Annotated in this window: 26 protein-coding genes and 1 tRNA gene; 15 read left to right on the forward strand and 12 right to left on the reverse strand. The window is 54.7% G+C overall.

Translation table 11 applies throughout. From position 1 onward, the window contains the following. Window positions 1-9 precede the first annotated feature (9 nt). Together psbL and L5220_RS06245 are read left to right on the forward strand one after the other, a co-directional pair. Window positions 10-123 carry a photosystem II reaction center protein PsbL gene (psbL, locus tag L5220_RS06240; protein WP_099798823.1) on the forward strand — a complete coding sequence of 38 codons (114 nt, stop codon included), beginning with the start codon at window positions 10-12 and terminating at the stop codon, window positions 121-123. 49 nt (window positions 124-172) lie between these two features. Next, entirely contained in the window at window positions 173-292 is a 120-nt protein-coding gene (locus L5220_RS06245; RefSeq protein ID WP_099798822.1) for a photosystem II reaction center protein J, read from the forward strand. Here the strand turns inward: L5220_RS06245 and L5220_RS06250 are convergent. Further along, window positions 289-1191 carry a carbohydrate ABC transporter permease gene (locus L5220_RS06250; RefSeq protein WP_227517287.1) on the reverse strand — a complete coding sequence of 301 codons (903 nt, stop codon included), beginning with the start codon at window positions 1189-1191 and terminating at the stop codon, window positions 289-291. The two genes, L5220_RS06245 and L5220_RS06250, sit on opposite strands and share 4 nt — an antisense overlap. A gap of 110 nt (window positions 1192-1301) precedes the next feature. Here L5220_RS06250 and L5220_RS06255 point away from each other — a divergent pair, with 110 nt between their 5' ends. Genes L5220_RS06255 through L5220_RS06265 form a run of 3 tightly spaced genes read left to right on the forward strand, consistent with a single transcriptional unit; the run spans window position 1302 to window position 5010 of the window. Continuing rightward, window positions 1302-2291: a ribose-phosphate pyrophosphokinase gene (locus tag L5220_RS06255; protein ID WP_099798821.1), complete on the forward strand. Its 990-nt coding sequence runs from the start codon at window positions 1302-1304 to the stop codon at window positions 2289-2291. A gap of 38 nt (window positions 2292-2329) precedes the next feature. Next, complete coding sequence (purH, locus tag L5220_RS06260) at window positions 2330-3886, forward strand: bifunctional phosphoribosylaminoimidazolecarboxamide formyltransferase/IMP cyclohydrolase (RefSeq protein WP_499572385.1); 1557 nt, start codon at window positions 2330-2332, stop codon at window positions 3884-3886. 8 nt (window positions 3887-3894) lie between these two features. Then, entirely contained in the window at window positions 3895-5010 is a 1116-nt protein-coding gene (locus L5220_RS06265; protein ID WP_499572387.1) for a metallophosphoesterase family protein, read from the forward strand. 15 nt (window positions 5011-5025) lie between these two features. Here L5220_RS06265 and lspA read toward each other — a convergent pair whose 3' ends face one another. Together lspA and L5220_RS06275 are read right to left on the reverse strand one after the other, a co-directional pair. Beyond that, the gene (gene lspA, locus L5220_RS06270; RefSeq protein WP_448525401.1) at window positions 5026-5496 is read right to left on the reverse strand and encodes a signal peptidase II; all 471 of its coding nucleotides are present in this window, start codon (window positions 5494-5496) and stop codon (window positions 5026-5028) included. Then, window positions 5493-6572 carry an Mrp/NBP35 family ATP-binding protein gene (locus tag L5220_RS06275; protein WP_499500157.1) on the reverse strand — a complete coding sequence of 360 codons (1080 nt, stop codon included), beginning with the start codon at window positions 6570-6572 and terminating at the stop codon, window positions 5493-5495. Before L5220_RS06275 ends, lspA begins: the two co-directional genes overlap by 4 nt. A 246-nt stretch (window positions 6573-6818) precedes the next feature. Between L5220_RS06275 and L5220_RS06280 the strand changes: the two genes are divergently transcribed. The 3 genes from L5220_RS06280 to L5220_RS06290 are packed head-to-tail and all read left to right on the forward strand — an operon-like array spanning window position 6819 to window position 9848. Continuing rightward, on the forward strand, window positions 6819-7985 hold the full coding sequence (locus tag L5220_RS06280) for an ABC exporter membrane fusion protein (RefSeq protein ID WP_499572390.1): 1167 nt from the start codon (window positions 6819-6821) through the stop codon (window positions 7983-7985). 9 nt (window positions 7986-7994) lie between these two features. Continuing rightward, window positions 7995-9149, forward strand: coding sequence for an ABC transporter permease DevC (gene devC / locus L5220_RS06285; RefSeq protein ID WP_099798815.1), 1155 nt, complete (start codon window positions 7995-7997; stop codon window positions 9147-9149). Window positions 9150-9158: 9 nt separating this feature from the next. Next, complete coding sequence (locus L5220_RS06290; RefSeq protein WP_448526881.1) at window positions 9159-9848, forward strand: DevA family ABC transporter ATP-binding protein; 690 nt, start codon at window positions 9159-9161, stop codon at window positions 9846-9848. A gap of 17 nt (window positions 9849-9865) precedes the next feature. Here L5220_RS06290 and L5220_RS06295 read toward each other — a convergent pair. Both L5220_RS06295 and L5220_RS06300 read right to left on the reverse strand, forming a co-directional pair. Next, window positions 9866-9939: transfer RNA gene (locus L5220_RS06295), tRNA-Met, on the reverse strand. 151 nt (window positions 9940-10090) lie between these two features. Next, the gene (locus L5220_RS06300; protein WP_499572392.1) at window positions 10091-10339 is read right to left on the reverse strand and encodes a CorA family divalent cation transporter; all 249 of its coding nucleotides are present in this window, start codon (window positions 10337-10339) and stop codon (window positions 10091-10093) included. Between the two features lie 167 nt (window positions 10340-10506). Here L5220_RS06300 and argJ point away from each other — a divergent pair, with 167 nt between their 5' ends. Then, window positions 10507-11769, forward strand: a complete 1263-nt coding sequence (argJ, locus tag L5220_RS06305; RefSeq protein ID WP_099798652.1) for a bifunctional glutamate N-acetyltransferase/amino-acid acetyltransferase ArgJ — start codon at window positions 10507-10509, stop codon at window positions 11767-11769. 71 nt (window positions 11770-11840) lie between these two features. Continuing rightward, window positions 11841-13175: a pentapeptide repeat-containing protein gene (locus tag L5220_RS06310; RefSeq protein WP_499572394.1), complete on the forward strand. Its 1335-nt coding sequence runs from the start codon at window positions 11841-11843 to the stop codon at window positions 13173-13175. Here L5220_RS06310 and malQ read toward each other — a convergent pair. The 7 genes from malQ to L5220_RS06345 all read right to left on the reverse strand — a co-directional run bounded on the left by malQ (window position 13172) and on the right by L5220_RS06345 (window position 19180). Beyond that, complete coding sequence (malQ, locus tag L5220_RS06315; RefSeq protein WP_499572396.1) at window positions 13172-14713, reverse strand: 4-alpha-glucanotransferase; 1542 nt, start codon at window positions 14711-14713, stop codon at window positions 13172-13174. The two genes, L5220_RS06310 and malQ, sit on opposite strands and share 4 nt — an antisense overlap. Before the next feature lie 37 nt (window positions 14714-14750). Further along, window positions 14751-15074, reverse strand: a complete 324-nt coding sequence (locus L5220_RS06320; protein ID WP_499572506.1) for a DUF3007 family protein — start codon at window positions 15072-15074, stop codon at window positions 14751-14753. 5 nt (window positions 15075-15079) lie between these two features. Then, window positions 15080-15310 (reverse strand): photosynthetic/respiratory NAD(P)H-quinone oxidoreductase subunit L, encoded by a 231-nt coding sequence (gene ndhL, locus L5220_RS06325; protein WP_099798648.1) that lies wholly within the window; start codon window positions 15308-15310, stop codon window positions 15080-15082. A 20-nt stretch (window positions 15311-15330) separates the two neighbouring features. After that, window positions 15331-16044, reverse strand: a complete 714-nt coding sequence (gene ndhK / locus L5220_RS06330) for a photosynthetic/respiratory NAD(P)H-quinone oxidoreductase subunit K (RefSeq protein ID WP_499499267.1) — start codon at window positions 16042-16044, stop codon at window positions 15331-15333. A gap of 137 nt (window positions 16045-16181) precedes the next feature. Further along, on the reverse strand, window positions 16182-17108 hold the full coding sequence (locus L5220_RS06335; RefSeq protein WP_499572398.1) for an isoaspartyl peptidase/L-asparaginase: 927 nt from the start codon (window positions 17106-17108) through the stop codon (window positions 16182-16184). A gap of 33 nt (window positions 17109-17141) precedes the next feature. Next, complete coding sequence (locus tag L5220_RS06340; protein ID WP_499572400.1) at window positions 17142-17591, reverse strand: bacteriohemerythrin; 450 nt, start codon at window positions 17589-17591, stop codon at window positions 17142-17144. A gap of 80 nt (window positions 17592-17671) precedes the next feature. Continuing rightward, window positions 17672-19180, reverse strand: a complete 1509-nt coding sequence (locus L5220_RS06345) for a UbiD family decarboxylase (RefSeq protein WP_499572404.1) — start codon at window positions 19178-19180, stop codon at window positions 17672-17674. A 51-nt stretch (window positions 19181-19231) separates the two neighbouring features. Here L5220_RS06345 and L5220_RS06350 point away from each other — a divergent pair, with 51 nt between their 5' ends. The 5 genes from L5220_RS06350 to L5220_RS06370 all read left to right on the forward strand — a co-directional run bounded on the left by L5220_RS06350 (window position 19232) and on the right by L5220_RS06370 (window position 24276). Then, window positions 19232-19573 (forward strand): histidine kinase dimerization/phospho-acceptor domain-containing protein, encoded by a 342-nt coding sequence (locus L5220_RS06350; RefSeq protein WP_499572406.1) that lies wholly within the window; start codon window positions 19232-19234, stop codon window positions 19571-19573. A 3-nt stretch (window positions 19574-19576) separates the two neighbouring features. Next, window positions 19577-20380 (forward strand): acyl-ACP--UDP-N-acetylglucosamine O-acyltransferase, encoded by an 804-nt coding sequence (lpxA, locus tag L5220_RS06355; protein WP_099798644.1) that lies wholly within the window; start codon window positions 19577-19579, stop codon window positions 20378-20380. Between the two features lie 57 nt (window positions 20381-20437). Continuing rightward, window positions 20438-20980, forward strand: a complete 543-nt coding sequence (locus L5220_RS06360; RefSeq protein WP_099798643.1) for a hypothetical protein — start codon at window positions 20438-20440, stop codon at window positions 20978-20980. 7 nt (window positions 20981-20987) lie between these two features. Further along, window positions 20988-22388, forward strand: coding sequence for a serine/threonine-protein kinase (locus tag L5220_RS06365; protein WP_499572408.1), 1401 nt, complete (start codon window positions 20988-20990; stop codon window positions 22386-22388). A gap of 61 nt (window positions 22389-22449) precedes the next feature. After that, window positions 22450-24276, forward strand: coding sequence for an ABC transporter ATP-binding protein (locus L5220_RS06370; protein WP_499572410.1), 1827 nt, complete (start codon window positions 22450-22452; stop codon window positions 24274-24276). The last annotated feature ends 6 nt before the right edge of the window (window positions 24277-24282 follow it).

A 24282-nucleotide genomic window follows, 5' to 3' on the forward strand; every position in this document is an offset into this window, starting at 1 on the left:
GGTGCTCCCATGGAACCGAACCCAAATCGTCAACCGGTTGAACTGAACCGCACATCCCTATACTTAGGGCTGCTGCTGGTGTTTGTCTTAGCACTATTGTTTTCTAGCTATTTCTTTAACTAACTAATTCATTAGATCGTGATCATCATTTATCGCTTAGGAGGACGTCACAATGTCTGAAGGTGGGCGCATTCCCCTGTGGGTCGTTGCCACAGTGGCCGGAATGGGGGTCATTGTCATTGTTGGCCTATTTTTCTATGGTGCCTACGCAGGGTTAGGCTCCTCACTCTAGGAGTGAGGGTCTTGGCGGGCGCGTAGCTGCAACCACGTCAAGCCAAGGGTGACGACCAAAAGCACTGTAGCTGCGGCGGCCGCATAGCCAATGTCAAAGAACGCAAAAGCCTGTTGGTAAATATAAAATACCAACAGGTTTGTTGTATTCAGGGGGCCGCCACCGGTTACGACATAGACTTGCTCAAAGCTACGCAGGGTAAAGATGGTGGTGGTCACCAAAACAAGGATGAGGGTTGGCTGCAACCCCGGTAGGGTAATGTAACGAAATTGTTGCCATGGGTTGGCACCATCTAAAAGGGCGGCTTCGTAGCGATCGCCGGGGATGGTTTGCAAGCCTGCTAAAAATACAACAAGGTTAAAGCCCAGTTGTTTCCAACTACTCAGGAGAATGAGCACCGGCATTGCCCAGCTTGGATCACTGAGCCATGCAATCGCCGGCATTCCCAGCGCCGCAAGAAGATGATTGACTAACCCATCGGTTTGAAACAACCAGCGAAAACCCAAGCCAGCGGCCACAATCGAGGTCACTGTCGGCAAAAAGTAAGCAGTGCGTAAAAGACTGCGGCCAAAGACTGTCTGATTCAGCCCCACGGCTAAGGCCAGCGGCATCAAGATGGTAGGCAGCACTGTCGCCCCTGTAAAGTACAGGGTATTGCCCACAACTTGCCAAAAATCGGGACTTTGGAAGAGCCGTTGATAGTTTTGCCCACCGACCCAAGCCATACCCCCTTGAGTCAAGCTGCCACTGGTAAAACTCAAATAGATAACGTACACAATTGGCGCAAAGACAAAGAGCGTCAGAAGACCCACAGCAGGCAACAGAAACAGCCATGCTGCTAGTGTTGAGCCGTGGAAAACATCCCCCATTTGGGGGAATTGCGATCGCCGCTGCTGCAAATGTTATGCTCCCCAAACGAATGCTGTCATAAATTCAATCTTAGGGGGGACGCGCTCGAAATCGAAAATGATAAGATCACATAAAATGCACGCCATCTTGGGGAGATGCTGTGATTCGCACTGTTCCACTGCCCGTTACAACTCCCTCTTACATTGCCGACCACAGTCGCCTAAAGCTTTTCGCTGGTTCTGCCAACATTCCCCTCGCTCAAGAAATTGCCCGCTACCTTGGCATTGACTTAGGCCCAATGGTACGGAAGCGATTTGCGGATGGCGAGCTGTATGTGCAGATTCAGGAATCCATTCGCGGCTGTGATGTGTACCTCATTCAGCCCTGCTGCCATCCGGTGAACGACCATCTCATGGAACTATTGATCATGGTGGATGCCTGCCGCCGTGCGTCGGCACGACAAGTCACCGCGGTCATTCCTTACTATGGCTATGCCCGAGCCGATCGCAAAACCGCTGGGCGTGAGTCCATTACGGCCAAGTTGGTGGCCAACCTGATTACCCAAGCAGGGGCAAGTCGCGTTTTAGCAATGGATCTGCACTCGGCACAAATTCAAGGCTATTTTGATATTCCGGTGGATCATGTATATGGCTCGCCAGTGATCTTAGATTACCTGCGCAGTAAAAACCTCGAAGACATTGTGGTGGTCTCACCGGATGTGGGCGGGGTGGCTCGTGCCCGTGCCTTTGCTAACAAGCTGGACGATGCCCCCCTAGCCATTATTGACAAGCGTCGCCAATCCCATAATGTGGCCGAAGTGATGAATGTGGTTGGGGATGTTAAGGGGAAAACCGCAATACTGGTAGATGACATGATTGATACGGCGGGCACCATTTTGGAAGGGGCACGGCTACTGCGACGGGAGGGAGCAAAGGAGGTGTATGCCTGTGCGACCCACGCAGTATTTTCGCCACCAGCCATTGAACGATTGCAGGGGGGCGATTTTGAGGAAGTCATTGTCACCAATACAATTCCGGTACCAGAAACTCAGCGGTTTGAGCAATTAACGGTGCTGTCGGTGGCCAGTATTCTTGGGGAAACGATTTGGCGTGTCCATGAAGATAGCTCTGTCAGCAGCATGTTCCGCTAGGATGAATTGTCTAGACGTTGCCATTGGAGGGACACGGCGTGGGGCGCATTGCCTTACTCAGCACCAGTGATAAAACTGGAGTGACGGACTTTGCTGCGGCATTGGTACAGGAGTTTGGCTTTACGCTCCTCAGCAGTGGGGGCACTGCAAAAACTCTAGCGGCGGCGGGTATCCCCGTGACCGCCGTTGCCGAGTACACCGCTGCCCCAGAAATCTTGGGGGGGCGGGTTAAAACCCTTCATCCTAAAATTCATGGTGGTATCCTCGCTCGCCGCGATCGCCCCGAGGATTTAGCAGATCTGGCTGAGCACGGGATTGACCCCATTGATTTGGTCGTGGTGAATCTCTATCCCTTTGCTGAGACCATTGCGCAGCCCAACATTACAGTAGCAGAGGCGATCGAGCAAATTGATATTGGCGGGCCTACCCTAGTACGAGCAGCGGCCAAAAACCATGCTCACACCACGGTGTTAGTCCACCCGAGTCAGTACGACAGCTATCTTCACGAATTACGCCTGTACAAGCAGCCCCGACTGGAGTATCGCTTAGAGTGTGCCCAACGTGCCTTTGTGCTTACGGCCAGCTACGATCAGGCGATCGCCACCTACTTGCAGCAAATTGCCATGCCACCTTCTAAGGGAATTCATCTACCAGCCGTCTTTCATCTCAGTGGCCAACAAAAACAAGTGCTGCGCTATGGCGAAAACCCACACCAAGTCGCCGCATGGTATATGACTGGCACAGCACCTAGGGGCTGGTCTGCCGCCGAGCTATGCCAAGGAAAAGAACTCAGCTATAACAACCTCCTTGACCTTGAAGCCGCCCGCGCCATCATTAGCGAATTTACCCAGACCAATACCCCAGCAGTGGCGATCATCAAACACACCAACCCCTGTGGGGTTGCGGAGGGGAACACCCTCCTTGAGGCCTATGAGCGTGCCTTTGCTGCCGATAGTGTCTCTGCCTTTGGCGGCATTGTGGCTCTCAACCAACCCATTGATGCCGCCACCGCCAAAGCCCTTACCGGTACCTTCTTAGAATGCGTTGTAGCTCCTGGGTGTGAGCCAGAGGCACTCCCCATCCTAAAAACAAAGCCCAAGCTACGGGTACTGACCCTCAGCGATCTGACTGAGGCACCGGAAACAGCCATTCAAACCATTGCTGGCGGATTTTTAGTCCAAGATATTCGCCCGATGCCTATTGAACCAGACACATGGCAGGTCATGACAGCAGCGGAACCAACCCCGGAACTGATGGCGGAACTCCTCTTTGCTTGGAAGGTGGTCAAGCATGTGAAGTCCAATGCCATTGTGGTGAGTCGCGATCGCCAAACCCAAGGCATTGGCGCCGGCCAAACCAATCGGGTGGGAGCCGTGCAAATTGCCCTTGCCGATGCGGGCGAGGCAGCGCGGGGGGGAGTGCTAGCTAGTGATGGCTTTTTCCCCTTTGCCGACTCCGTACAGGCAGCGGCCTTAGCAGGGATTGCCGCCATTATTCAACCTGGCGGTAGCTTGCGGGATCACGACTCCATTCAAGCGGCCAATGAAGCCGGTATTGCCATGGTCTTTACCGGTCAGCGACACTTTCGTCACTAGGAGTGGGGATGGTATTGCGCCTCGGTATCATTAGCGACCCACACATTGCCTTGCCGGAGACCATTCCGACAGATCACCTCCCCCTCTTTCTTTACACCATCAGTATTCCAGCGTTTGAAGCCGCCGTTACTGATTTGCTAGAGCGCGGTATAGACGCGCTGCTCCTGCCGGGAGACCTCACCCGAGATGGCGAGGTGGCTAATCATCAGTGGTTGCAGGCATACTTACGAACCCTGCCCATTCCCGCCTATGTGATTCCGGGCAATCATGATGTTCCCCGACCTGTGGCGAGCGCAGGCCGCATTGGCTGGGCTGAGTTTCCCCAGTATTATGCCCATGCAGGGTACGGCCAGAGAAGCACACACTATTACGTCACCCACCTTAGCAAAAACGTACAACTCGTTGCCTTAAACTCGAACCAGTTTAGTCCTACAGGTCAGCAACTGGGCGAGTTAGATTGCCAGCAACTTCAATGGCTTCAGGAACTGTTGGCTCAGCCCTTTGCTGGCTTACGGCTGGTGATGGTGCACCATAACCTCTTAGAGCATTGGCCGCAACAAAGCCAAAGTCCAATGGGGCAGCGATMCCTCCTCAAGAACCGCCTAGCCCTACACACCCTTCTGCAAACCGCCGGTGTCTCACTGGTGTTAACCGGCCACCTGCACATTCAGGATATTGCCTATGCTGATGGTGTGTTTGACCTGACAACGGGTGCCTTGGTCAGTTACCCCCACCCCTACCGCCGCCTCACCTTAACCGAAACCGAGCATGGTCAATGGCAGGTACAGGTGGAATCCTTCTGTATTGAATCCTTAGCAGCCTATCCCAATTTGGCTGCACAGTCACGCGAGTGGATGCTGCAACGGGGGGCTGGGTTTATGGCACGGTTTTTAATGCTACCGCCCTTTAACCTCCCTGAAGGGCAAGCGACTGCCTTAGCCAAGCCGCTCTCGACTCTCTGGCCAGACATTGCCAAGGGTGACACCCAAGTCACGTTACCACCCTTGCCACCCCCCTTGGATGCCTACTTTGGCCAATTTAACCATTGCCCACCCCCTGGTTTTCCGCAGTTGAGTGATAACAATACAACATTTGTGGTGAGTAGTGGCTACAGTACTCGTTGAAACCTTCAAAGTTATTCATGATTGTCGCCATGCGGACCACAGTAGGCAGAGAATACCGATATTGATGGCAATGTCGGCAATATTGAACACCGGAAACTGAATCCAGCGCAAGTCTAAAAAGTCCACCACCTCACCAGTTAAGAAGCGATCAATTCCATTGCCGAGGGCACCGCCCAGTAAGCAACCGTAGCCCACCTGCTGCCAGCGGTTGAGGTGAGGCCCCCAGATAGCCCACGCGATGAGAAGTAAACTAACTAGCAGCGATAACCAGCGCAGCCAGAGGCTCCCATTGGCAAACAGGCTAAAGGCAGCCCCTGTATTGGTGACGTAGGTAATGTGAACGATGCCGGGGAGGATGGGGGTTGTTTGCGGCGGGACTGTTAGGGCGTAATTGGCAACAACCCAAGCCTTGGTGAGGCGATCCAGCCCCAAACACAGCAGCGCAGCCCACCAAAAATTGGCATTTTTTAACTTTTTTGCCTTCATCCCACTGCACTGAGGGCGGCGACCGAGACTCGTGCTGCCACCTGCTGGGCGATCGCCCGTAGGGCTTGGGCTGAGGCAGAGTCGGGATGGTTGATTAGAATCGGCAGGCCAACATCCCCGCCTTCGCGCACCGTTAGTTCAAGGGGAACTTGGCCTAGGAGAGGCACGCCCAGTTCAGCGGCAAGGGCATCTCCGCCACCGGTGCCAAAAATATCGTAGCGCCGATTGGGTAGGTCCGGCGGAATAAAATAGCTCATGTTTTCCACCAGCCCCAGCACCGCGACCCCTAACTGCTGAAACATGCGTAGGCCGCGGCGGGCATCGCCTAAGGCGACGGTTTGAGGGGTTGTGACAATGACCACACCGGCCATGGGTACCGCTTGGGCAAGGGTGAGCTGGGCATCGCCGGTACCAGGGGGTAAATCGACGATGAGATAGTCGAGGTTCCCCCAATCACTCTGGTAAAGGAATTGGCGAATAATGCCGTTAAGCATGGGGCCACGCCAGATCACTGGCTGATCGCGATCAATTAAAAAGGCCATGGAGACTACTTTGAGGCCATGGGCCACTGGAGGGAGCAACACATCACCGCTGGCCTCCTTACGGACTTCGACAATGGCATTTTCGAGGCCTAGCATGGTGGGGACGTTGGGGCCATAAATATCGGCATCAATAATGCCTACCTTAGCGCCGGCTTGCGCCAAGGCCACCGCCAAATTAACCGCAACGGTGCTTTTGCCCACCCCCCCTTTGCCACTGGAGACGGCAATAATGTTTTTCACCCCTGTCACATCGGTACGATCCGGTAGGCTTTTTTGCTGAGGCGTTTCTGCTGTAACCGTCACATCTACCGCCATGACCCCTGGCAAGGTGAACACGGCTTTTTTGCAGTCTTCCACAATAAACTCCCGCAGTGGGCACGCAGGAGTTGTGAGGACAAGGGTAAACTGCACCCGACCATCCGTGATCTGTACATCGCGGATCATATTCAGTTCCACAAGGGATCGCCGCAGCTCTGGGTCTTCCACAGGGCGCAAAACAGCGAGTACAGAGTCGATGGTGAGGGGGGCGCTCATGAACGATACTTGGAATGAATGATGTGTGTAGAGCGATCGTACCATTGGTTGCCGATCGCCTTAGCGATGGTCAATTGCTGATTCAAGCTCCTGTACCCAAGGTTTCATCTATGGGTTTTCCTGAGTCAGGCTAAATGCAGGTCACAGGTGCGAGGGACTTATTATTCCTTAACAAAGAGGGGCGGATGTATTAAGATTGAATAACGCTAGTGGCCTTTTTGCCCTGGATCAGTTGAGGGTGCTCCAATGGGACAGCCGTTTCCATTTCACGTCGGTCGTCCATGGCTCATCGGTGGGGCGATCGCTCTCGGCTTGGTAAGTATCGGCATCAGTGTGAGCTATTGGCAGCAGTTACACCGCTCTGCCCAAGATGAGGCCACCTCAGCAGCACTTCTCGACCCTGTCAGCGATCGCATCACAGCTCTAGGCCGCTTAGAACCGGAGGGGGAGGTGATTGCCGTCAGTGCCCCCGCCATGACCGAACGCTTGGGACAACTCTTGGTTCAGGAGGGCGATCGGGTCGTTGCGGGTCAAGTGCTAGCCTACCTAGATACCTATCCTGAGCGCAAAGCGGAGCGGGATTTGGCCGCCAGTCAGCTTCAAGAAGCACGATTGCGGTTTGATGCCGAAACCCGTTTAGCAAGAGCCGAAATTGGTGAAGCTCAGGCACGGCGTGAGCAGGTCAATGAACCCAAGCTTGCGGAAATTCAGGCGCAGCAAGCCACGCTCCAGCGGATCACTGCTGAACTCGACACCGCCGATCGTGAATATCAGCGCTTTCGGCAGCTTTTTAGTGACGGTGCAGTGTCCCAACAGGATCTGGATGATCGTGCCATCCGAGTCCGCACGCTGCAAGAAGAACTCCGCAATGCCCAGGCCAACCTTGTGCGCTTGCAACAGGAGCGACGGACTGAACTGGCCACTGCAACGGCTCAGGTGGAAGCGGCTCAAGCGAACCTAGGGCGGGTGCAAACCCAAGTGCAACTACTGTCGGCGGAGCGTAATTTAGAACTCGCAGAAGCCCGCTTAGAGCGCGCCACTATCCGGGCACCCCGGAATGGCACTGTGCTACGGATTCATACGCGAGCGGGGGAAAACATTAACGACAAAGGCATTCTGGAACTAGGTAACACGGATCAAATGTACGCCGTTGCGGAGGTTTACGAAACAGATGTGCCGCGAGTGCGGGTGGGACAGCGGGCGGAAATTCGCAGTAGCGCCCTTGCTGCACCGATTGCCGGCGAGGTGACCCGCGTGGGATTGTTGGTGGCCAAGAATGACCTGACAGGGACTGATCCGGCTGCCGATACGGATGTACGGGTGGTGGAGGTCAGGGTGCGCTTAGCGGAGAGTAAACCTGTAGCGGGGCTAACGAATATGCAGGTGGAAGTTGCGATTGATCCGCGCTCCTGAGGCACACCCATGATTTTTGCGATTCCCCTTGCTTGGCTACAACTTATTCGCGAGCGCATTCGCCTCTTGGTGGCGATCGCTGGCATTGCCTTTGCGGTTGTGCTCATGCTGATGCAGTTTGGCTTTCGCGATGCCCTATTCAAAGCAGCGGTGCGGTTCCACGAAAGCCTCAACACTGATATTGTCCTTATCAGCCCCCAGTCCACTGCCCTCATTGCGATGAAGAGCTTTCCGCGACGACGGCTCTTCCAAGCGGCAGGCTTTGACGGAGTAGAGTCGATTTCGCCGCTCTACCTAAGCTTTGGTCTTTGGCGCAACCCCATCAACAAAAGTACCCGTCAACTAATGGTGATTGGGGTCGATCCAATGGCAATGGCACTGCAGGTGTCGGATACTCCGGGTTGGCAAAATGCGCTGAAGCTATCGGATCACGTGCTCTTCGATGCCCAGTCACGGGCTGAATTTGGCCCTATCCCCGAACTGTACCGCACCGGTGAACCTGTCACGACAGAGGTGTCGGGGCGGCGCATTCAGGTGGCGGGTTTGTTTACCATGGGGGCGAACTTTGGCGCAGATGGTAATCTGCTCACGAGTGATCTTAATTTTTTACGGATGTTTCCGGATCGCAACCCCGGCCTGATTGATGTGGGGCTGGTGCGAGTTAAGCCCGGCGTGGATGCCAAGGCACTTGCGAAGCGAATTGGCGCAACCTTGGGGAACGATGTGCTGGTGATGACCCGCAACGATTTTGCTGAGTTTGAGCGGAGCTACTGGGAGAAGAGTACCTCCATTGGGTTTATCTTTTCCCTTGGTGCGTTGATGGGGTTTATTGTTGGTTCGGTGATTGTCTATCAAATCCTCTATACCGACGTGACCGACCACCTTGCAGAATATGCCACCCTCAAAGCCATGGGCTACCGCGATATCTTTTTTTATGGCGTGGTGATGCAAGAGTCGCTGATTCTGTCTTGTCTTGGCTTTTTACCGGGCTTTGTTGTTTCGTTTGCTTTATATACGGTGATTGCCAATGCCACCTCGTTGCCGGTGTGGATGACATTGGAGCGAGCAACGCTTGTCTTTACCTTGACCGTTACGATGTGTACCCTAGCGGGGGCGATCGCCATGCGGCGGGTGCAAGCAGCGGATCCGGCGGATATTTTCTAGGAGACGCTAATGGAGCCAGTGATCAGTATTCAGGGGCTAAACCACTACTTTGGCCATGGTCATCTGCGCAAACAGGTACTCTTTGATCTGTCCGCCCACATTGATGCGGGTGAAATTGTAATTATGACAGGACCGTCGGGGTCTGGCAAAACAACCCTCTTGACCCTCATTGGTGCCCTGCGCTCTGCTCAAGAAGGCAGCTTGCGCGTTTTAGGTCAAGAACTGCGCCATTCTACCACTGAGCAGCAAATTCAAATCCGCCGCCAAACAGGCTACATCTTTCAAGGCCATAATTTGCTCCATGCTCTCACGGCTCGCCAAAATGTGCAGATGGCAATGGATCTGCAACCTCACGTTTCAGCAAAAGAGGTGCAAGAGCGGGTCGATGAAATGCTTTGCGCCGTTGGCCTCCAAGATCATCTGGATTACTATCCCCATCAACTCTCTGGCGGCCAAAAGCAGCGGGTGGCGATCGCCCGTGCCCTTGTGGCGCATCCCAAAATTGTGCTTGCTGACGAACCCACGGCTGCCCTCGATAAAAAATCTGGTCGGGATGTGGTGGAAATCATGCGCAACCTAGCACGGGAGCAGGGCTGCACCATCCTAATTGTGACCCACGACAACCGCATCCTAGACGTGGCCGATCGCCTGATCCACATGGAAGATGGCCGCCTATCAGAAACAACACTCTCAGTTTAGTGTCAAAAGGTTATGTATGGCGGGGCATGGATTTGAACCATGGACCTTCGGGTTATGAGCCCGACGAGCTACCAGACTGCTCTACCCCGCGTCGTCTTAGCTTATCTACTATAACGCATCTTCACTAAAGATGGCAAGGAACTACCGTTCCTGTTGGGTTGGGATGCTCTCTACCGACCGCTTGAATTCCCCATGCCGCATAGGCTTAGAACAGCTACACGGGCTGACCTGCAAATCAGCGATCAACAATTCAAATCGGGTGGATCAACGCCAGTACTACTTTGGAACCAGCCCTTGCGCCCAAAAAAAGCAAATAGGCTGGAAGCCACCGCCAACATAATTGCCAAGCAGAGGGGATACCCCCAATACCAACGTAGTTCTGGCATATTCCAAGGCGAGACTTCAGGATCAAAGTTCATGCCATAGATGCCGACAATGAAGGTGAAAGGGTTTTCTCGCCATAATGTTCTAGCGTTTAGGCTAACCAACATCGTGCCACAACAATTTCCGAGGCGGTAACTGCGCCAATGGTTGCCAATGTTGAGGTTTTTGCCATGGGATGCAAGGGCGGCATTTTACAAGATCTGTTAACACTTGGTTGCGAGGCAAAATCAGCCTGATATAATCGCAGCGGTTATCTACTGAATTGACCAAGACTATGACCCGCTGGCAACGCATTATTGGAGGAGTCACTGCTCCTAGGGGATACCGGGCAAATGGTATCCGGGCTGGCTTAAAAGCGTCCGGTGCACCGGATCTAAGCCTCATTGTCTCTGATTTGCCAGCGATCGCCGCAGGGGTGTTTACAACTAATCACGTCTGCGCTGCGCCGGTGACCTACTGTCGCCAACGCCTCCAAACTAAGGCAACCGCTCAAGCGATTTTGTGCAATGCTGGGCATGCCAATGCAGCTACGGGGTCTCAAGGATGGGCTGCTGTACTCGAACAAGCGGAGATGGTAGCATCTGCCCTGAAGATTAGTCCGGAGATGGTGCTTGTCGCCTCCACAGGGGTGATTGGTCAGCCTATTCCCCTTGAGAAACTGCGCCAAGCCTTGCCTACGCTCACCAACTCCCTGAGTGAGACCGGCGGCGATGCGGCTGCCCGAGCTATTATGACCACAGATCTCGTGCCAAAGTCGATCGCCCTAGAAGCCCAGTGGGAGGGGCAACCCATCCGTATTGGTGGCATGGCTAAAGGGTCGGGGATGATTCACCCTAATATGGCAACCATGCTGGCGTTTATTACCTGTGATGCAGCAGTCTCGCCTCACCTGTGGCAAGCGATGCTCCAGCGCGCCTGCGATCGCTCCTTTAATCAAATCACCGTTGATGGTGACACCAGTACCAATGACAGTGTGATTGCCCTCGCCAACGGTCAGTCGCGCACCCCCGCCATGACGGATGCCGCCGAACCAGCCGCCATCCTTCTTGAAGAAATGCTCACAGAGGTGTGTACCTATTTGGCCAAGGCGATCGCTCGAGATGGGGAAGGTGCCACCTGTCTCATTGAAGTACAGGTCAGTGGTGCCAGTGACGATGCCTCGGCCCGTCAGGTTGCCCGCACCATTGCTGGGTCAATGCTGGTCAAATCTGCCATTTATGGCCGTGACCCCAACTGGGGGCGCATTGCGGCGGCGGCGGGTCGGGCTGGGGTTCCCTTTGATCCGAGTAATCTGGCTATTTCCCTAGGGGACATTGTAATGATAAGCCAAGGCCAGCCCCTCCCCTTTGATCGCGCTGCTGCCAATGCTTATCTGGTGAATCAAGCCCAGCGCAACCAAACCGCAGAGAACGGCCAATCGGTGGATCATCCAGTGGTATTGTCAGTCAAAATTGGCCAAGGCAATGGCACTGGAGTGGCGTGGGGCTGTGACCTGAGCTACGACTACGTCAAAATCAATGCTGAATACACCACCTAGGCGATCGCCCCTGATTTCCAAAACGGTATGTCAAACTAGAAAAGATAGCGACGGGTACGAGTATCTCCCCTATGAATCCACAGGAGTTGTTAAAACGCTACGTCAGTGGTGAACGGGATTTTAATCGTGCCAGCTTAACAAACGGTGAATTCATTAACGCTGACCTACGCGGCATTATTCTCTCCCGCGCCGACATGGAGTGGGTCAACCTGAGCGGTGCAAACCTGAGCGGTGCCGTGTTGTGTGGGGCTGAAATTATTAACGCCATGCTGATCAAGGTGGAACTGGTGGATGCCAATTTGGCCGGTGCCAACCTGAGCCGCAGCGATCTTAGCTGGGCAAACCTGACGCGCGCCAACCTAAGTCGGGCAGAATTGGCGGAAACCACCCTCCGGGGAGCCATTTTACAGGGTGCAAATCTGACTCGTGTGGATTTAGCCAATGCCGATCTGCGCGGACTTGGGTTGCAAGGGGTCAATCTCAGTGGTGCCAATCTTCAAGGAACGAACCTTCACGGCACCGACCTGACCCAAGCAAATTTGATGCGGGTAGATTTAATTCAAGCCGATGTTAGTAATGCCAACCTGAGCGGTGCTAATTTAAGTGGAGCCAACCTCACGGGTGCCAATTTAACGGCGGCCAACCTCAGTGGCGCAAATCTCAGTCGCGTTGACCTAACAGAGGTTAAGCTCAGTGAGGCCAATCTGACCAAAGCGAATCTTACGGGTGCTGAACTGGCGAAAGCCGACTTATCTTCCTTAGAGTTAGCAGATGTCAACTTAGGGGGAGCCAACCTCAGCGGCGCAAATTTATCCGACACCAACCTCAGCCGTGCTGACCTGAGTGGGGCGAACCTGCGGGGAGCCAACCTCAGCCGTGCCAAGTTAGTGGGTACAAATTTACGGGGAGCGAATCTCCAAGGCGCCAATCTACAGGGGGCATTACTGGACGGCGCAGATCTCAGTCAAACAGATTTGCGCAGTGCCAACCTCAGTGCCCTTGTCTTTAACGGCGTGAAACTGCGGGGAGCCAACCTGAGTGGGGCAAATCTGCGGGAGGTGGAGCTCACGGAAGCAAACTTTAGCCGCGCTGACTTGATTGAAGCCAACCTCAGCCGTGCCCGTTTAATTGGAGCTAATTTTAGCCGTGCCACCCTCTCGGAAGCCAACCTCAGCCGTGCTACCCTCAGCCGTGCCACCCTCAGTGGCAGTTTAGTGGGAACTGTCGATCTCAGCGGTGTTAACCTCAGTGGCGCAGACCTTGCGGATGCCAACCTTTCAGGATCTAACTTATCCCGGGCAGACTTGACCCGAGTGAACTTGACAGCGGCAGATATGAGTGGGGCTAACCTCAGCGAGGTAGATTTGCGCGGTACCATTATGCCCGATGGCCGCCGTCGTGCTTAGGTCTCGTTAGCGGTAGAATCTGCGGCAGGCTCGGGACGCGGTGGGGCTTGCCGCCCAAATAAGTGCACCAAATGCTTAAAATGAGCCGCCAATTCAAGGGTGAGTTGATCAGCCGTGACTCGCCATGACCAGTTCCCTTCGCTGGTTCCAGGAAAATTCATGCGGGCATGGGTGCCTAGCCCTAGGAGATCTTGAACCGGAATAATGGCTTGGTTGGCCACTGTTCCTAGGGCAAGGCGAATTAACGCCCAGTGGGGCTCGTTGGGAGTGTATCCCAGATAGTCAATGAACCGCTGCCGTTCCCAATCCCCTAGGCTCTCGTACCAGCCCACAGTGGTGTCATTATCGTGGGTGCCTGTGTAAACAACACAGTTGCGCTCTTGGTTAAAGGGCAAAAACGGGTTATCCGCGCCGCCGCCAAAGGCAAACTGGAGAATTTTCATCCCCGGAAACTGAAATTGATCTCGCAGGGCAATGACATCGGGGGTAATGTCTCCTAAATCCTCAGCAAGGATAGGTAGGCGACCTAAAGCAGCTTGTAACGCTTCAAAAAAGGCAGCTCCAGGCCCCTCTTGCCATGCACCATTGATGGCGGTCTCTTCCCCCTCGGGCACTTGCCAGTAGCTTTGAAAGCCCCGAAAGTGATCCACGCGGATAATATCCACATAGGACAGCAGTGTGCGAAAGCGCTCAATCCACCATGAGTAACCGTCGGCGGCTAGGGCGCTCCAGTTATAGATAGGGTTGCCCCATAATTGCCCAGTGGCACTAAAGTAGTCGGGGGGCACACCCGCCATGAGGGCAGCTGCGCCCGTGTCCGGGTTCAATTCAAAAAATTGAGGAAACGCCCAGACATCGGCACTATCATGGGCCACGTAGATGGGAATATCCCCAATGATTTCAATCCCCTGGGCATTGGCGGCATCCTTGAGGGCATGCCACTGCTGGTAAAAGATAAATTGCTGGAACTCGTACTCAAAAATGCGATCTTTGAGCTGCACCTGCATCTTAGTCAGCGCGGCAGGGTCGCGATCGCGCAAGGGGGCAGGCCATTCATACCACGGCTGCCCGTCATGGTGATCCTTTAAGGCCATGAACAGGGCATAGGTCTCCAGCCAATAGTGAGCTAATTGGCGGAAGTCGGCCAAGGCTTGCCAATCGGCGGCGGTCGCTTGCGCCTGAAACCGCTGGCTAGCCAGTTTTAATAGCGGTAGCTTTTGACGAATAACAGCATCATAATCGACGCGATCGCCATTCTCATAGGTCAGGCCAGCTAAATCGGTTGCCGCGAGCCACCCAGCCGCAACCAGCTCATCCAAGCTAATTAGGAGCGGATTCCCCGCCATCGCCGAGTAGCACATGTAGGGGGAGTTGCCAAAGCCGGTTGGGCCGAGGGGCAACACCTGCCAGTACTGCTGATCACTAGCAACGAGAAACTCGATAAACGCCCGTGCCCCCGCACCGAGGTCACCAATGCCATACCCCCCAGGAAGGGAGGTTGGGTGCAAAAGTAAGCCACAGGAGCGGGGAAAGTGCATAGCAACGCCTAGGAAGTCTAGCTCCATTATCCCGCGATTAGGGATCGCTGTCTGAGGCGTGGGCTGCTTCAGCAGCAATCTCTTTCTCCAGAGCCGCTAGCTCCTCCGGCGACAGCTCTGCTAAGCGCTGAGCAAGTACTGCCTCTTCATAATCATTCAACTGCTGGTGATAGGTCATGCGTCCGCTAAAAACCCGCAGCAGATAGGTGGCAAGCCAGCCTATCACCCCTAAGACAAAAATGCCTTGACTCCAGATTCCTGCTTGGGTTGGCTCTAGACCCAACAGCCGTAGCACGACATAGAGGAAACCGCCAGCGAAAAAGACGCCTACGCCAATCCCAAGCACATCAATGCGACGCATTGGCACTAGGGTTCAAGGGAACGGGGCTGGGGACGAAAGTTGAGAAAGGGAGCCAATAGCAGCATTCCCGGAAAGAAGAACAGCAGCAGAAAATACATAAATGCTCGCTCAAGGGAGCCGGCAACGTACCAACGACTATTGAGGTAAGCATAGGTGAGGGCAGGCAAGATGAGCAGGTACAGACCCGCAAGGCCAATGTACACCCCTAAAACCAGTAACTCAGTTGAGACTTCCATCACATTATTTCCTGATAGGTTTACTCAGAGATGGGCGTGGGTTCAGCAACTTGATCAGCTAAGGCTGGAACAGCCATCCCCATGGCCTCTGCGAGGGCAGCAGGGGGAGCTTGTCGGCTTGGGGCTTTAAGGTACTCACCCGTAAGAATGGGGGGCACCGCCTTCATCGTGTGCTTAGCTGTAAAGAGACGGTGAGTCTGAGCAAGGTTTCCCCGTTCACTCAGGTGCTCATTGGCAATCTTTTTACGCAGTTTGACAATCGCGTCCATAATCGCCTCGGGGCGGGGGGGGCACCCCGGCAAATACACATCCACGGGAATCAGCTTATCAACACCGCGAACCGCCGAGTAGGAATCGGAGCTAAACATCCCGCCTGTAATGGTGCACGCACCCATGGCAATGACGTATTTGGGGTTGGGCATTTGCTCGTAGAGGCGCACCAGTGCCGGTGCCATTTTCATCGTGATGGTGCCGGAGGTAATGATTAAATCTGCTTGACGGGGGCTGTTGCGGGGCACCAAACCAAAACGGTCAAAGTCAAAGCGCGAACCAATCATGGCGGCAAATTCAATGAAGCAGCAGGCGGTGCCGTACATCAGCGGCCACAGACTGGACAGCCGTGCCCAGTCGTAAACATCGTTTAGAGAGGTGAGGATAATGTTTTCGGCAAGTTCTTGGGGAACTTCGGGACGGGCAATCGGATTGAGGATGGCAGGCGAGGTCGTATTGGTCATAGGTTCCCTCAAGGGACATCGGCCAGATGAATGTTAAAACACTATCAAATTATAGGGGGTTGCCCCTAAGGATGCACCCCATTCCGGCTGCGGCACAATAAAAAAAATTGACAGCAAGGATAAATTATTCTTGGCTGTTATGCTCGGCATCCCACCTGTAGCCCCGGTGGCAGTTCTAGGGTGTCGCCAATGTGTTGACCATCCCAATAGGCGGCGAGGAGGACATCACAGGTTTTGCCCCATGCAAGTGTTCCCTGATGATCGAGCCCAATGGCACCAAAGTCTCGCTGGCGGGTGGCGGCTTCTTGGAAGGACTTAGCAAAGGCAGCTTCGAGGGAAAACCCATCGGTAACGCGCACCACGATACGGCTGGCTAAGGCTTCGTCTAAAATGTCTTCGCCAATGCCTGTACAGCTTACGGCGGCAAGGCTGTTGGCATAGTTCCCAGCAGGGGTTGCTGAATCACTGACTCGGCCAATGCGCTCGAACCCCTTGCCCCCCGTCGAGGTGCCGACGGCCAACTGGCCGAATTGATCCCGTACGACCACGCCAATGGTGCCGCGTCCGGCATCCTCGGTGACAACGCCAGCCATTGCGGTTTGAAAATTGCCTTTGCGCTCTTCGAGCCACTCATGGAGTCGTTGATCGGTGAGGGGTTGATACACCGGAATCTGTAACTCCCGCGCCAGTTCTGCTGCGCCAATATCCGAAAGGAGGCGATCGCCACTGTTTTGTAACCACTGCGCCAGATCAATGGGGTTCTTAACGCGTGACACATTAATCACCCCACTGAGACGCTGTTGCGAGCCATCCATCACTGAGGCGCTCATGCGAATCTGACCATCGGACTGCAAGACTGACCCTGTGCCTGCATTAAAGCGAGGATCATCCTCCAGTAAGCGGCMCCCCAATACGACCGCCTCCATCGCTGCGGCACCCTGCTCTAAGGCTTGGGTAACTTGGACAACAACCCTGTGGAGAGACTCACGGACGGGAATCAGGCCACCTTTATCTTGGAGGGAAGGCCCAGCTCCCCCATGGATAATCACTTTAGCTTGGGACACGGGACTCGACTGGCAATAGGAGGGATTAAGCTATCAAAAAAAGGTTTCTGCTGTCAACTGCTCAGCTTGCTGCTTGGCCAGTTCTTCTGGGTGGGTTAACAGATAGAGCATGGGTAGATCTTCATCGCAAATGTGCTGAAGCACGAGTTGACCAAGGGTTGTGACGGTGGTGGTGGTTAAGGTCTCAGGATGACTCTGGATCTCGTTCACCATACGGTTCAAATCGCGCAGCAGGTTTTGGTGGGCGGCTCGGTGGGAGAGGTATTGGGGGTGACTGGCCGCTGCCATCAGGGTTTCTTCGTGCTGGAAGTGGTCTTGGATGTCTGCGGCACAATCCAGTAACAGGGACTCTAGGTGTGTGAAGGCGTCCCCGTGGGCGATCGCCGCGGCTAACTGCTGTAAACGCTGCAAAAGCTGCTGGTGCTCTTGATCAATAACCTCTAGGCCAGAGCAATACTCTGCCTGCCATGCCAACTCAGTCATAATGCATCCTCCGAACAGCAGGAATCAACAGGGAAATGCTTCACCGTGCTGTTTCTAGCTTAGCAGCGGCAGCTAGGCTCTCAATCGATTTCGTAGCCAAACAGTTCGGGATTCACTGCCGTCAAGTCCAAATCCCCTAAGCCATACTCCTGCCAGCGTTGATCCACTAGTTGAGCGATCTCAGGGTCAGAGGTGAGGGGCTGCCCCCACGGATGATCGGTTTCCGGCGGTATCTTGGTGGTTGCATCAATCCCCATGCGACCGCCGAGGCCAATCCGTTCACTCGCAAAGTCCAGAGAGTCAAAGGGGGTATCCGGCAAAATAAAGACATCACGACTGGGATCCACTTTGGAGCTAATGGCCCAGACCACTTGGCGTGGATCGCGAATATTAATGTTTTTATCCACCACAATGACAAATTTGGTATAGGTAAACTGGGGCAGGGCACTCCAAAAGGCAAGGGCAGCGCGGCGGGCTTGGCCGGGGKAGGCTTTGTCAATGGAAATGATCGCGGCTTTGTAGCTGAGGGCTTCCATCGGTAAAAAGAAGTCCACAATTTCTGAGACCTGCTGCCGCAAAATTGGCGTGTAAATGCGGTTGAGGGCAAGGGCAATCATCGCCTCTTCCTTGGGGGGACGGCCACTAAAGGTTGTTAGGTAAATGGGATCGCGTCGATGGGTAAGGCAATGGAAGTGAATCACCGGGGAGGCTTCGACCCCACCGTAGTAGCCCATATGATCGCCACAGGGGCCATCGGGCAGGAGTTCACCGGGGGTAATGGTTCCCTCAAGGACAAACTCCGACTGTGCCGGAACCTCAAGATCAACGGTTTTGCACTTTGCCAGATGAATGCCACCACCACCGTAGAGTCCGGCAAAGAGCCATTCCGACAAGTCCACAGGAATGGGGGTTGCGGCTGCCATGATAATCAGGGGATGTACCCCTAGGGCAACGGCGACTTCCAGTTTTTGCCCCCGTGCTGCCGCCTTGCGTAGGTGCCGCGCCCCGCCGCGCACCGATAACCAGTGGACGGTCATGGTAGTGGCGGATTGCAATTGCAGTCGATAGACCCCAACGTTGGGCGTGCCAGTTTCGCAATCCTTGGTAATGACGAGTCCTAAAGTAATAATCTTGGCTGCATCTTGGGGGTAAGGGCGAATCAGGGGCAGTTGGCGGAGGTCGAGATCGGGGGCTTTGACCACCACTTGCTGGCAAGGGGGTAGCAAATCACGGCTGGGTTTGGCGCGCACCACATCAAAGAGCACTTTGCCAAAATCGATGACTTGGGGCAGGGTTTTCGGGGGTTTGGGCTGCTGCAAGAGTGCAAGTTTTTTACCCAAGGCTTCGAGGTCTTGGGGGTGGTTCATCTTCATCGCCCAACAGGCGCGCTCGACGGTTCCCAGTAAATTGATGGCTACAGGGTAGGGGGAACCAATCACCTGTTCAAACAGCAGGGCAGGCCCGCCGGCGGCCAAGAGGCGATTGCAAATTTCGGCCATCTCAAGATCGGGGTTCACGGGCACAGTAATTCGGCGCAGTTGTTGCCGCTCTTCCAAAAGTTTGAGATATTGCCGCAGGTCGTCAGTCATGGGGGGTCAAAATCGCGTAATCTCTTTTATGGTAAGAAGGTTTGACGTTTCGTGCAGTTGTTTTCAACCCATGCAGAACTGGTGGTGCAAGCACAGCAGCTAGGGGCGATCGCCCAAAAGTTATCGGCTACATCCTTGCAATGGACTGCCCAAGAGGCTGCCTTGATTCATAAAATCCAAGCAGCTAGCGATCGGCTCAATGACCAGCTCGCACMCCCCCTGATCGATGATCTCAGTCGCTACCGCCATGACCTGCGCACTCCCTTGACGGTAATTCTTGGCTATTGTGAGTTAATGCTCTCCCGTGCCCCCCAGCCCATTCCCCAACTCAGTGCGGTTTATCAGCAAGGGCAGGTTGTGCTGCGGGCGATTAACCAGTGGTCGGGGGAGTAAGAAATGGGGATTCATCCAACCGCGATTGTTGAGGCGGGCGCGCGGATTGCGGAGGATGTGGAGATTGGTCCCTTTTGCTATGTTGCCGGTACGGTTGAAATTGGCAGGGGTACGCAGTTAGCCCCCCACGTCACATTGCTGGGGCACACCCGCTTAGGGGAAGGCTGTAGGGTTCACAGTGGCGCAGTGATTGGTGACTTACCGCAGGATGTGTCCTACCGCGGTGGTCTGAGCTATGTCCACATTGGCGATCGCTGTACGCTGCGCGAGGGGGTTACGATTCATCGCGGTACGCAGGCTGAGTCTGTTACCCACGTGGGTCACGACTGTTTACTGATGGCCTATAGTCATCTTGCCCACAATGTTCATGTAGGGAACTATGTCACGATCGCCAATAATGCACTGATTGCCGGCTATGCCCACATTGGCGATCGCGTCTTTATTAGCGGTAACTGTTTGGTGCACCAGTTTACCCGTATTGGCCGTTTAGCGATGCTGTCTGGGGGAACGGCCATACAAAAAGATGTCCCGCCCTTTTGTATGACCCGCAGCCTGAGCACCAATACGATCATGGGGTTAAATGTGGTGGGCTTACGGCGTGCGGGGTTTTCTGCTCAGGAGCGGCACATACTGAAACATGCCCTTGATGTGCTCTACCGCTCTGCGCTGAACACCTCCCAAGCGGTACAGCAGTTGCGGGAACAACTGGATCATCCCCTCATTCAAGAGTTTTGCGATTTTATTAGTGCCTCAGAGCGCGGAATTTGCCATTTTATCCGTCGCCGTGACAGTCGTGACCCACCCTAACAACCATCTGCTTTTCCGGTATGATCGCCGATCAGACCCTAGCACCAATGCAGCACCATGGCCGAAGTGATTCTATTATCCTTAATGAGCGGCAGCTTGGGTTTTTCTGCCCTGCTGTACCGCCAGTGGTGGTGCTGGCAACACGACCAAACCCAACAGGCGTATGAAGAAGAGGAACAGTTGACCACCTACCCCTCAAAACCACCCGATCCCCAAGGGAAACCATCGGCTCAGTTAGGGGGTTGGGAATTCAAAATTGTGCGATCGCTGCGTAATCAGTTCCATGACCCTGAAGTGCTGCGGCAGGTTTGTCGTGAAGAAGCCCAAGGGGGATGGATCTTATTTGAAAAACTGGATGATCGGCGCTTACGCTTTAAGCGGCCGATGGCTCTACGGGAAAAAATTGTGCCTCAGGCTGGCTATGATCCCTACCGTAGTTACTATGGCTCCCGGTTTCACTGGGGGTCGCTGTTGTCCGTGATAATCTTGATGATAATGGCGACATTACCTGCATACTTGGGCTATCGCTTGGTTATTCTTAGTCAACGGCCAGCCCCGTTAACAATGCCGCAACCCCCTTCTTCGACGCTGCGTCCTTAAGGTGCCTATGTCCTCCCTGAGTATGCTGAGTGCAGGTAGTACCCTTCAAGGCGGGAAGTATCGTCTTGATGCCTTGTTGAGTCAGGGAGGGTTTGGGGTTACCTACCGCGCCACCCACACCCTGCTGAATCAGCCAGTGGTTCTCAAAACCCTCAATCTGCAACAGGAGCCGCCGAAGCGCATCCATGATCTGGGGGAGCGTTTTATCCAAGAAGCCCAACGCCTTGCTCAGTTTCAGCACCCCCATATTGTGCGGGTGAGCGACTGCTTTATTGAGGCGGGTCGGCCTTTTATTGTCATGGACTATATTGCGGGTCAGACCCTCGCTCAAGTGATTCAGCAGCAGGGGCCACTGCCGGAAAAAACAGCGTTGCACTACATTCGCCAAGTGGCCAGCGCCCTTGATTTGGTACACGAGCACGGCATTCTGCACCGCGATGTCAAGCCCGATAACATCATGCTCCGCGAAGGCACCAATCAGGTGGTGCTGATTGATTTTGGTATTGCCCGTGAATATACAACCGGAGTCACTGAAACCAATACGGGGTTGCTGTCGGCAGGCTATGCCCCGGTTGAGCAGTATTTACCTCGCCACCAATGGACTCCCGCCACCGATGTCTATGCGTTGGCAGCAACGCTTTATGCGCTGTTGGCCGGTCAACCGCCCGTTGCGTCGGTGCTGCGCGATCGCGTCCCCCTTGAAGACCTGCGCCAGTTCCAGCCCAACCTCAGTGAACGCACCATTGACGCCATTGAACGGGGGATGGCGCTGGATGTGCGAGAGCGCCCCCAAAGTGTGCGGGCATGGTTACAACTCCTAGAAGGGGGTAATGTGGCTCGTCAAACTACGGCAACGGTGGCGGTGATGCCCAAACATCGCACTGCCTTAGGGGCAACTCAGCCGGAGGGCGGGGTGGCAGTGCTACCCTCCCCTCAGCGATCAGGCGTGTCACCTTGGAGATGGCTGCTGGGAACCGCACTTATTGGTGGGCTTGCTGGCGCAGGGCTGGGTCTGCTGTTACGGAGTCAGCCGGTGGACACCGTTGTGCCGCCGCCCTTGCAGCCTCAAGAACAGGAATTTCCCCCCACCTTACCGACGGTTGTCCCCCCCCTTGAGGTAACCCCAACCCCCACCCCCACCCCCACACCAACGAACACGCCAGAACCGGAACCCACCCCATCACCGACGCCAGAGCCAGTGGAGAGCCCCACGCCTGAGTTAGAGCAACCGCTGCCGGAACCCACCTTGGCCGTGCCCACCCCCACGCCAAGTCCCACAGTCCCGCCAGTGGCTACGCCATCGCCGACCCCACCGGTGGTTGAGTCACCCCCCCCGCCAACCAATGACGCAGGCAACGCTGAGCCACCGCCCGCTAATCCCGCCAATGGTGAGCCACCGCCACCTTAGAAAAAAACGGCATTATTAAAATTTGTTAAAATCGAGACATTTGTTGCTGAGCATCGATGTTATGGCATCTTTTCGCTCAATTTTGTCCTACTATCGTCCTTACCGGGCGATCGCCCTCACAAGTATTATTGCGGCTAGCGTTTGCGAGCTAGTGGATCTCCTGGTTCCCTATGCCATTGGTCAAATTCTCAATTTGCTCTCGCAGCAACCACTGGATGCGCCGATAGTGGCGATCGCCGAAACGGTGACCCGATTCACTGGCGTAACCAATACGTTTCAGGTGAACCTTGCTGTGCTGGGTGCGCTGGTCTTTTTAGCAACGGTGATCCGCGCTCCTGTCCAGCCGTGGGTGGGGGTGTGGTTCCACTGGTGGATCGCCCTTGCGGCGCGCCGAGATCACAGCCGCAAAGCAGTGGAAAAAATTCTCAGCCTACCCTTAGAGTTTTTTGAGGAAAATAACCCCGGTCGGATTGCCAACCGTGTCAACAAAGGCATCTCTAACCATACGTGGAGCTATCCTGAAGTTGCCGGTCAACTAATTCCTAAGCTGGTGCGGGTGCTGGGCATTGGCCTGATTTTATGGTGGCTCGACTGGCCGGTTGCCCTTGGTTTGATTGTCTCCTTTAGTGTGATCTTGGCGCTAACGTTGCGATCGCTGCGCCGAATTATCCAAAAAGAAGAAATTCTCGACAGCCACATTGAAAACACCGAAAGCCGTACCTCCGAGATCATTACCAACATCAAAACCGTTAAAGCCTTTGCTAACGAAGCCCGCGAACTAGAGCGGCAGCGCCATCGACTGGATCGCGAGTTCAAGATGGTGATTGATCGCATCCACCGCGGCTACATGTATCTCATTACGTGGCAAGGCACCCTTGTGCAGTGTTGCCTCTTTAGCTTGTTGGGGTTCTCCTTGGCCGCCACGATTGCTGGGCGGGTCTCCCTTGGCCATTTCATTACCATCTACACCCTTGCCAGTATGGCCTACGCCGAAATTACCCCCCTCTCGCAGGTGGCGGAAGTGTTTGCGCGGCGCTATGCCTCAGTGCTGCGGTTCCATGAATTTATGGAGCTACCCTCAGGGCGAGACAGCATTGACCTCGGGCAAGCTGCCATTCCCCAACTTCAACTCTCTGGCAAGGTAGATTTCCAGCACGTCTGGTTTAGCTATGTCCCCGGACGGCCAATTTTGCGGGATATTACCTTGCTGATTCCGCCGTGTCAAACCGTCGCCTTGGTGGGGCGTTCCGGCTCAGGGAAGTCAACCCTCATTAAGTTGCTCTTTCGCTATTTCCAGCCGGATCAAGGCCAGATTCTCGTGGATGGCCAAGACATTCAAACCCTTGATGTGCGCGCCTATCGTAAGCGGTTGGCGATTGTGCACCAAGAAGTGGACGTGTTTAACGGCACCCTCTGGGATAACCTCACCTACGCTCACCCCGATGCCGATGCGGAAGCAGTTTATCGTGCCTGTGCCATTGCGCGGGTGGATGAATTTGCCGAACAACTTCCCCATGGCTATCGGACAATTGTGGGGGAGCGGGGGCTGCGGCTGTCGGGGGGGCAACGGCAACGCCTAGGGATTGCCCGGGCGCTGTTGGCGGATCCCGATGTGCTGGTCTTTGACGAAGCAACGTCAAGCCTAGATTACGAGTCGGAGCGGGATATTCAGCGAGCGCTGCGGACGATTACTGGTACCCGCACCATGATTATCATTGCCCACCGCCTCAGTACGGTTCGCGATGCCGATAAAATTGTGGTTCTCAACGAAGGCACCATCTGCGAGCAGGGCAACCATGACGAGCTACTGGCACAAGGGGGACTGTATGCCCATCTCTATGCGATCCAGCGCGATCGCAACGATTCCCCAGACCAGTACTATCTGTAAACCACC

The sequence above is a fragment of the Synechococcus sp. PCC 6716 genome (assembly GCF_022570815.1).
GTDB lineage: Bacteria > Cyanobacteriota > Cyanobacteriia > Thermosynechococcales > Thermosynechococcaceae > Thermosynechococcus > Thermosynechococcus lividus.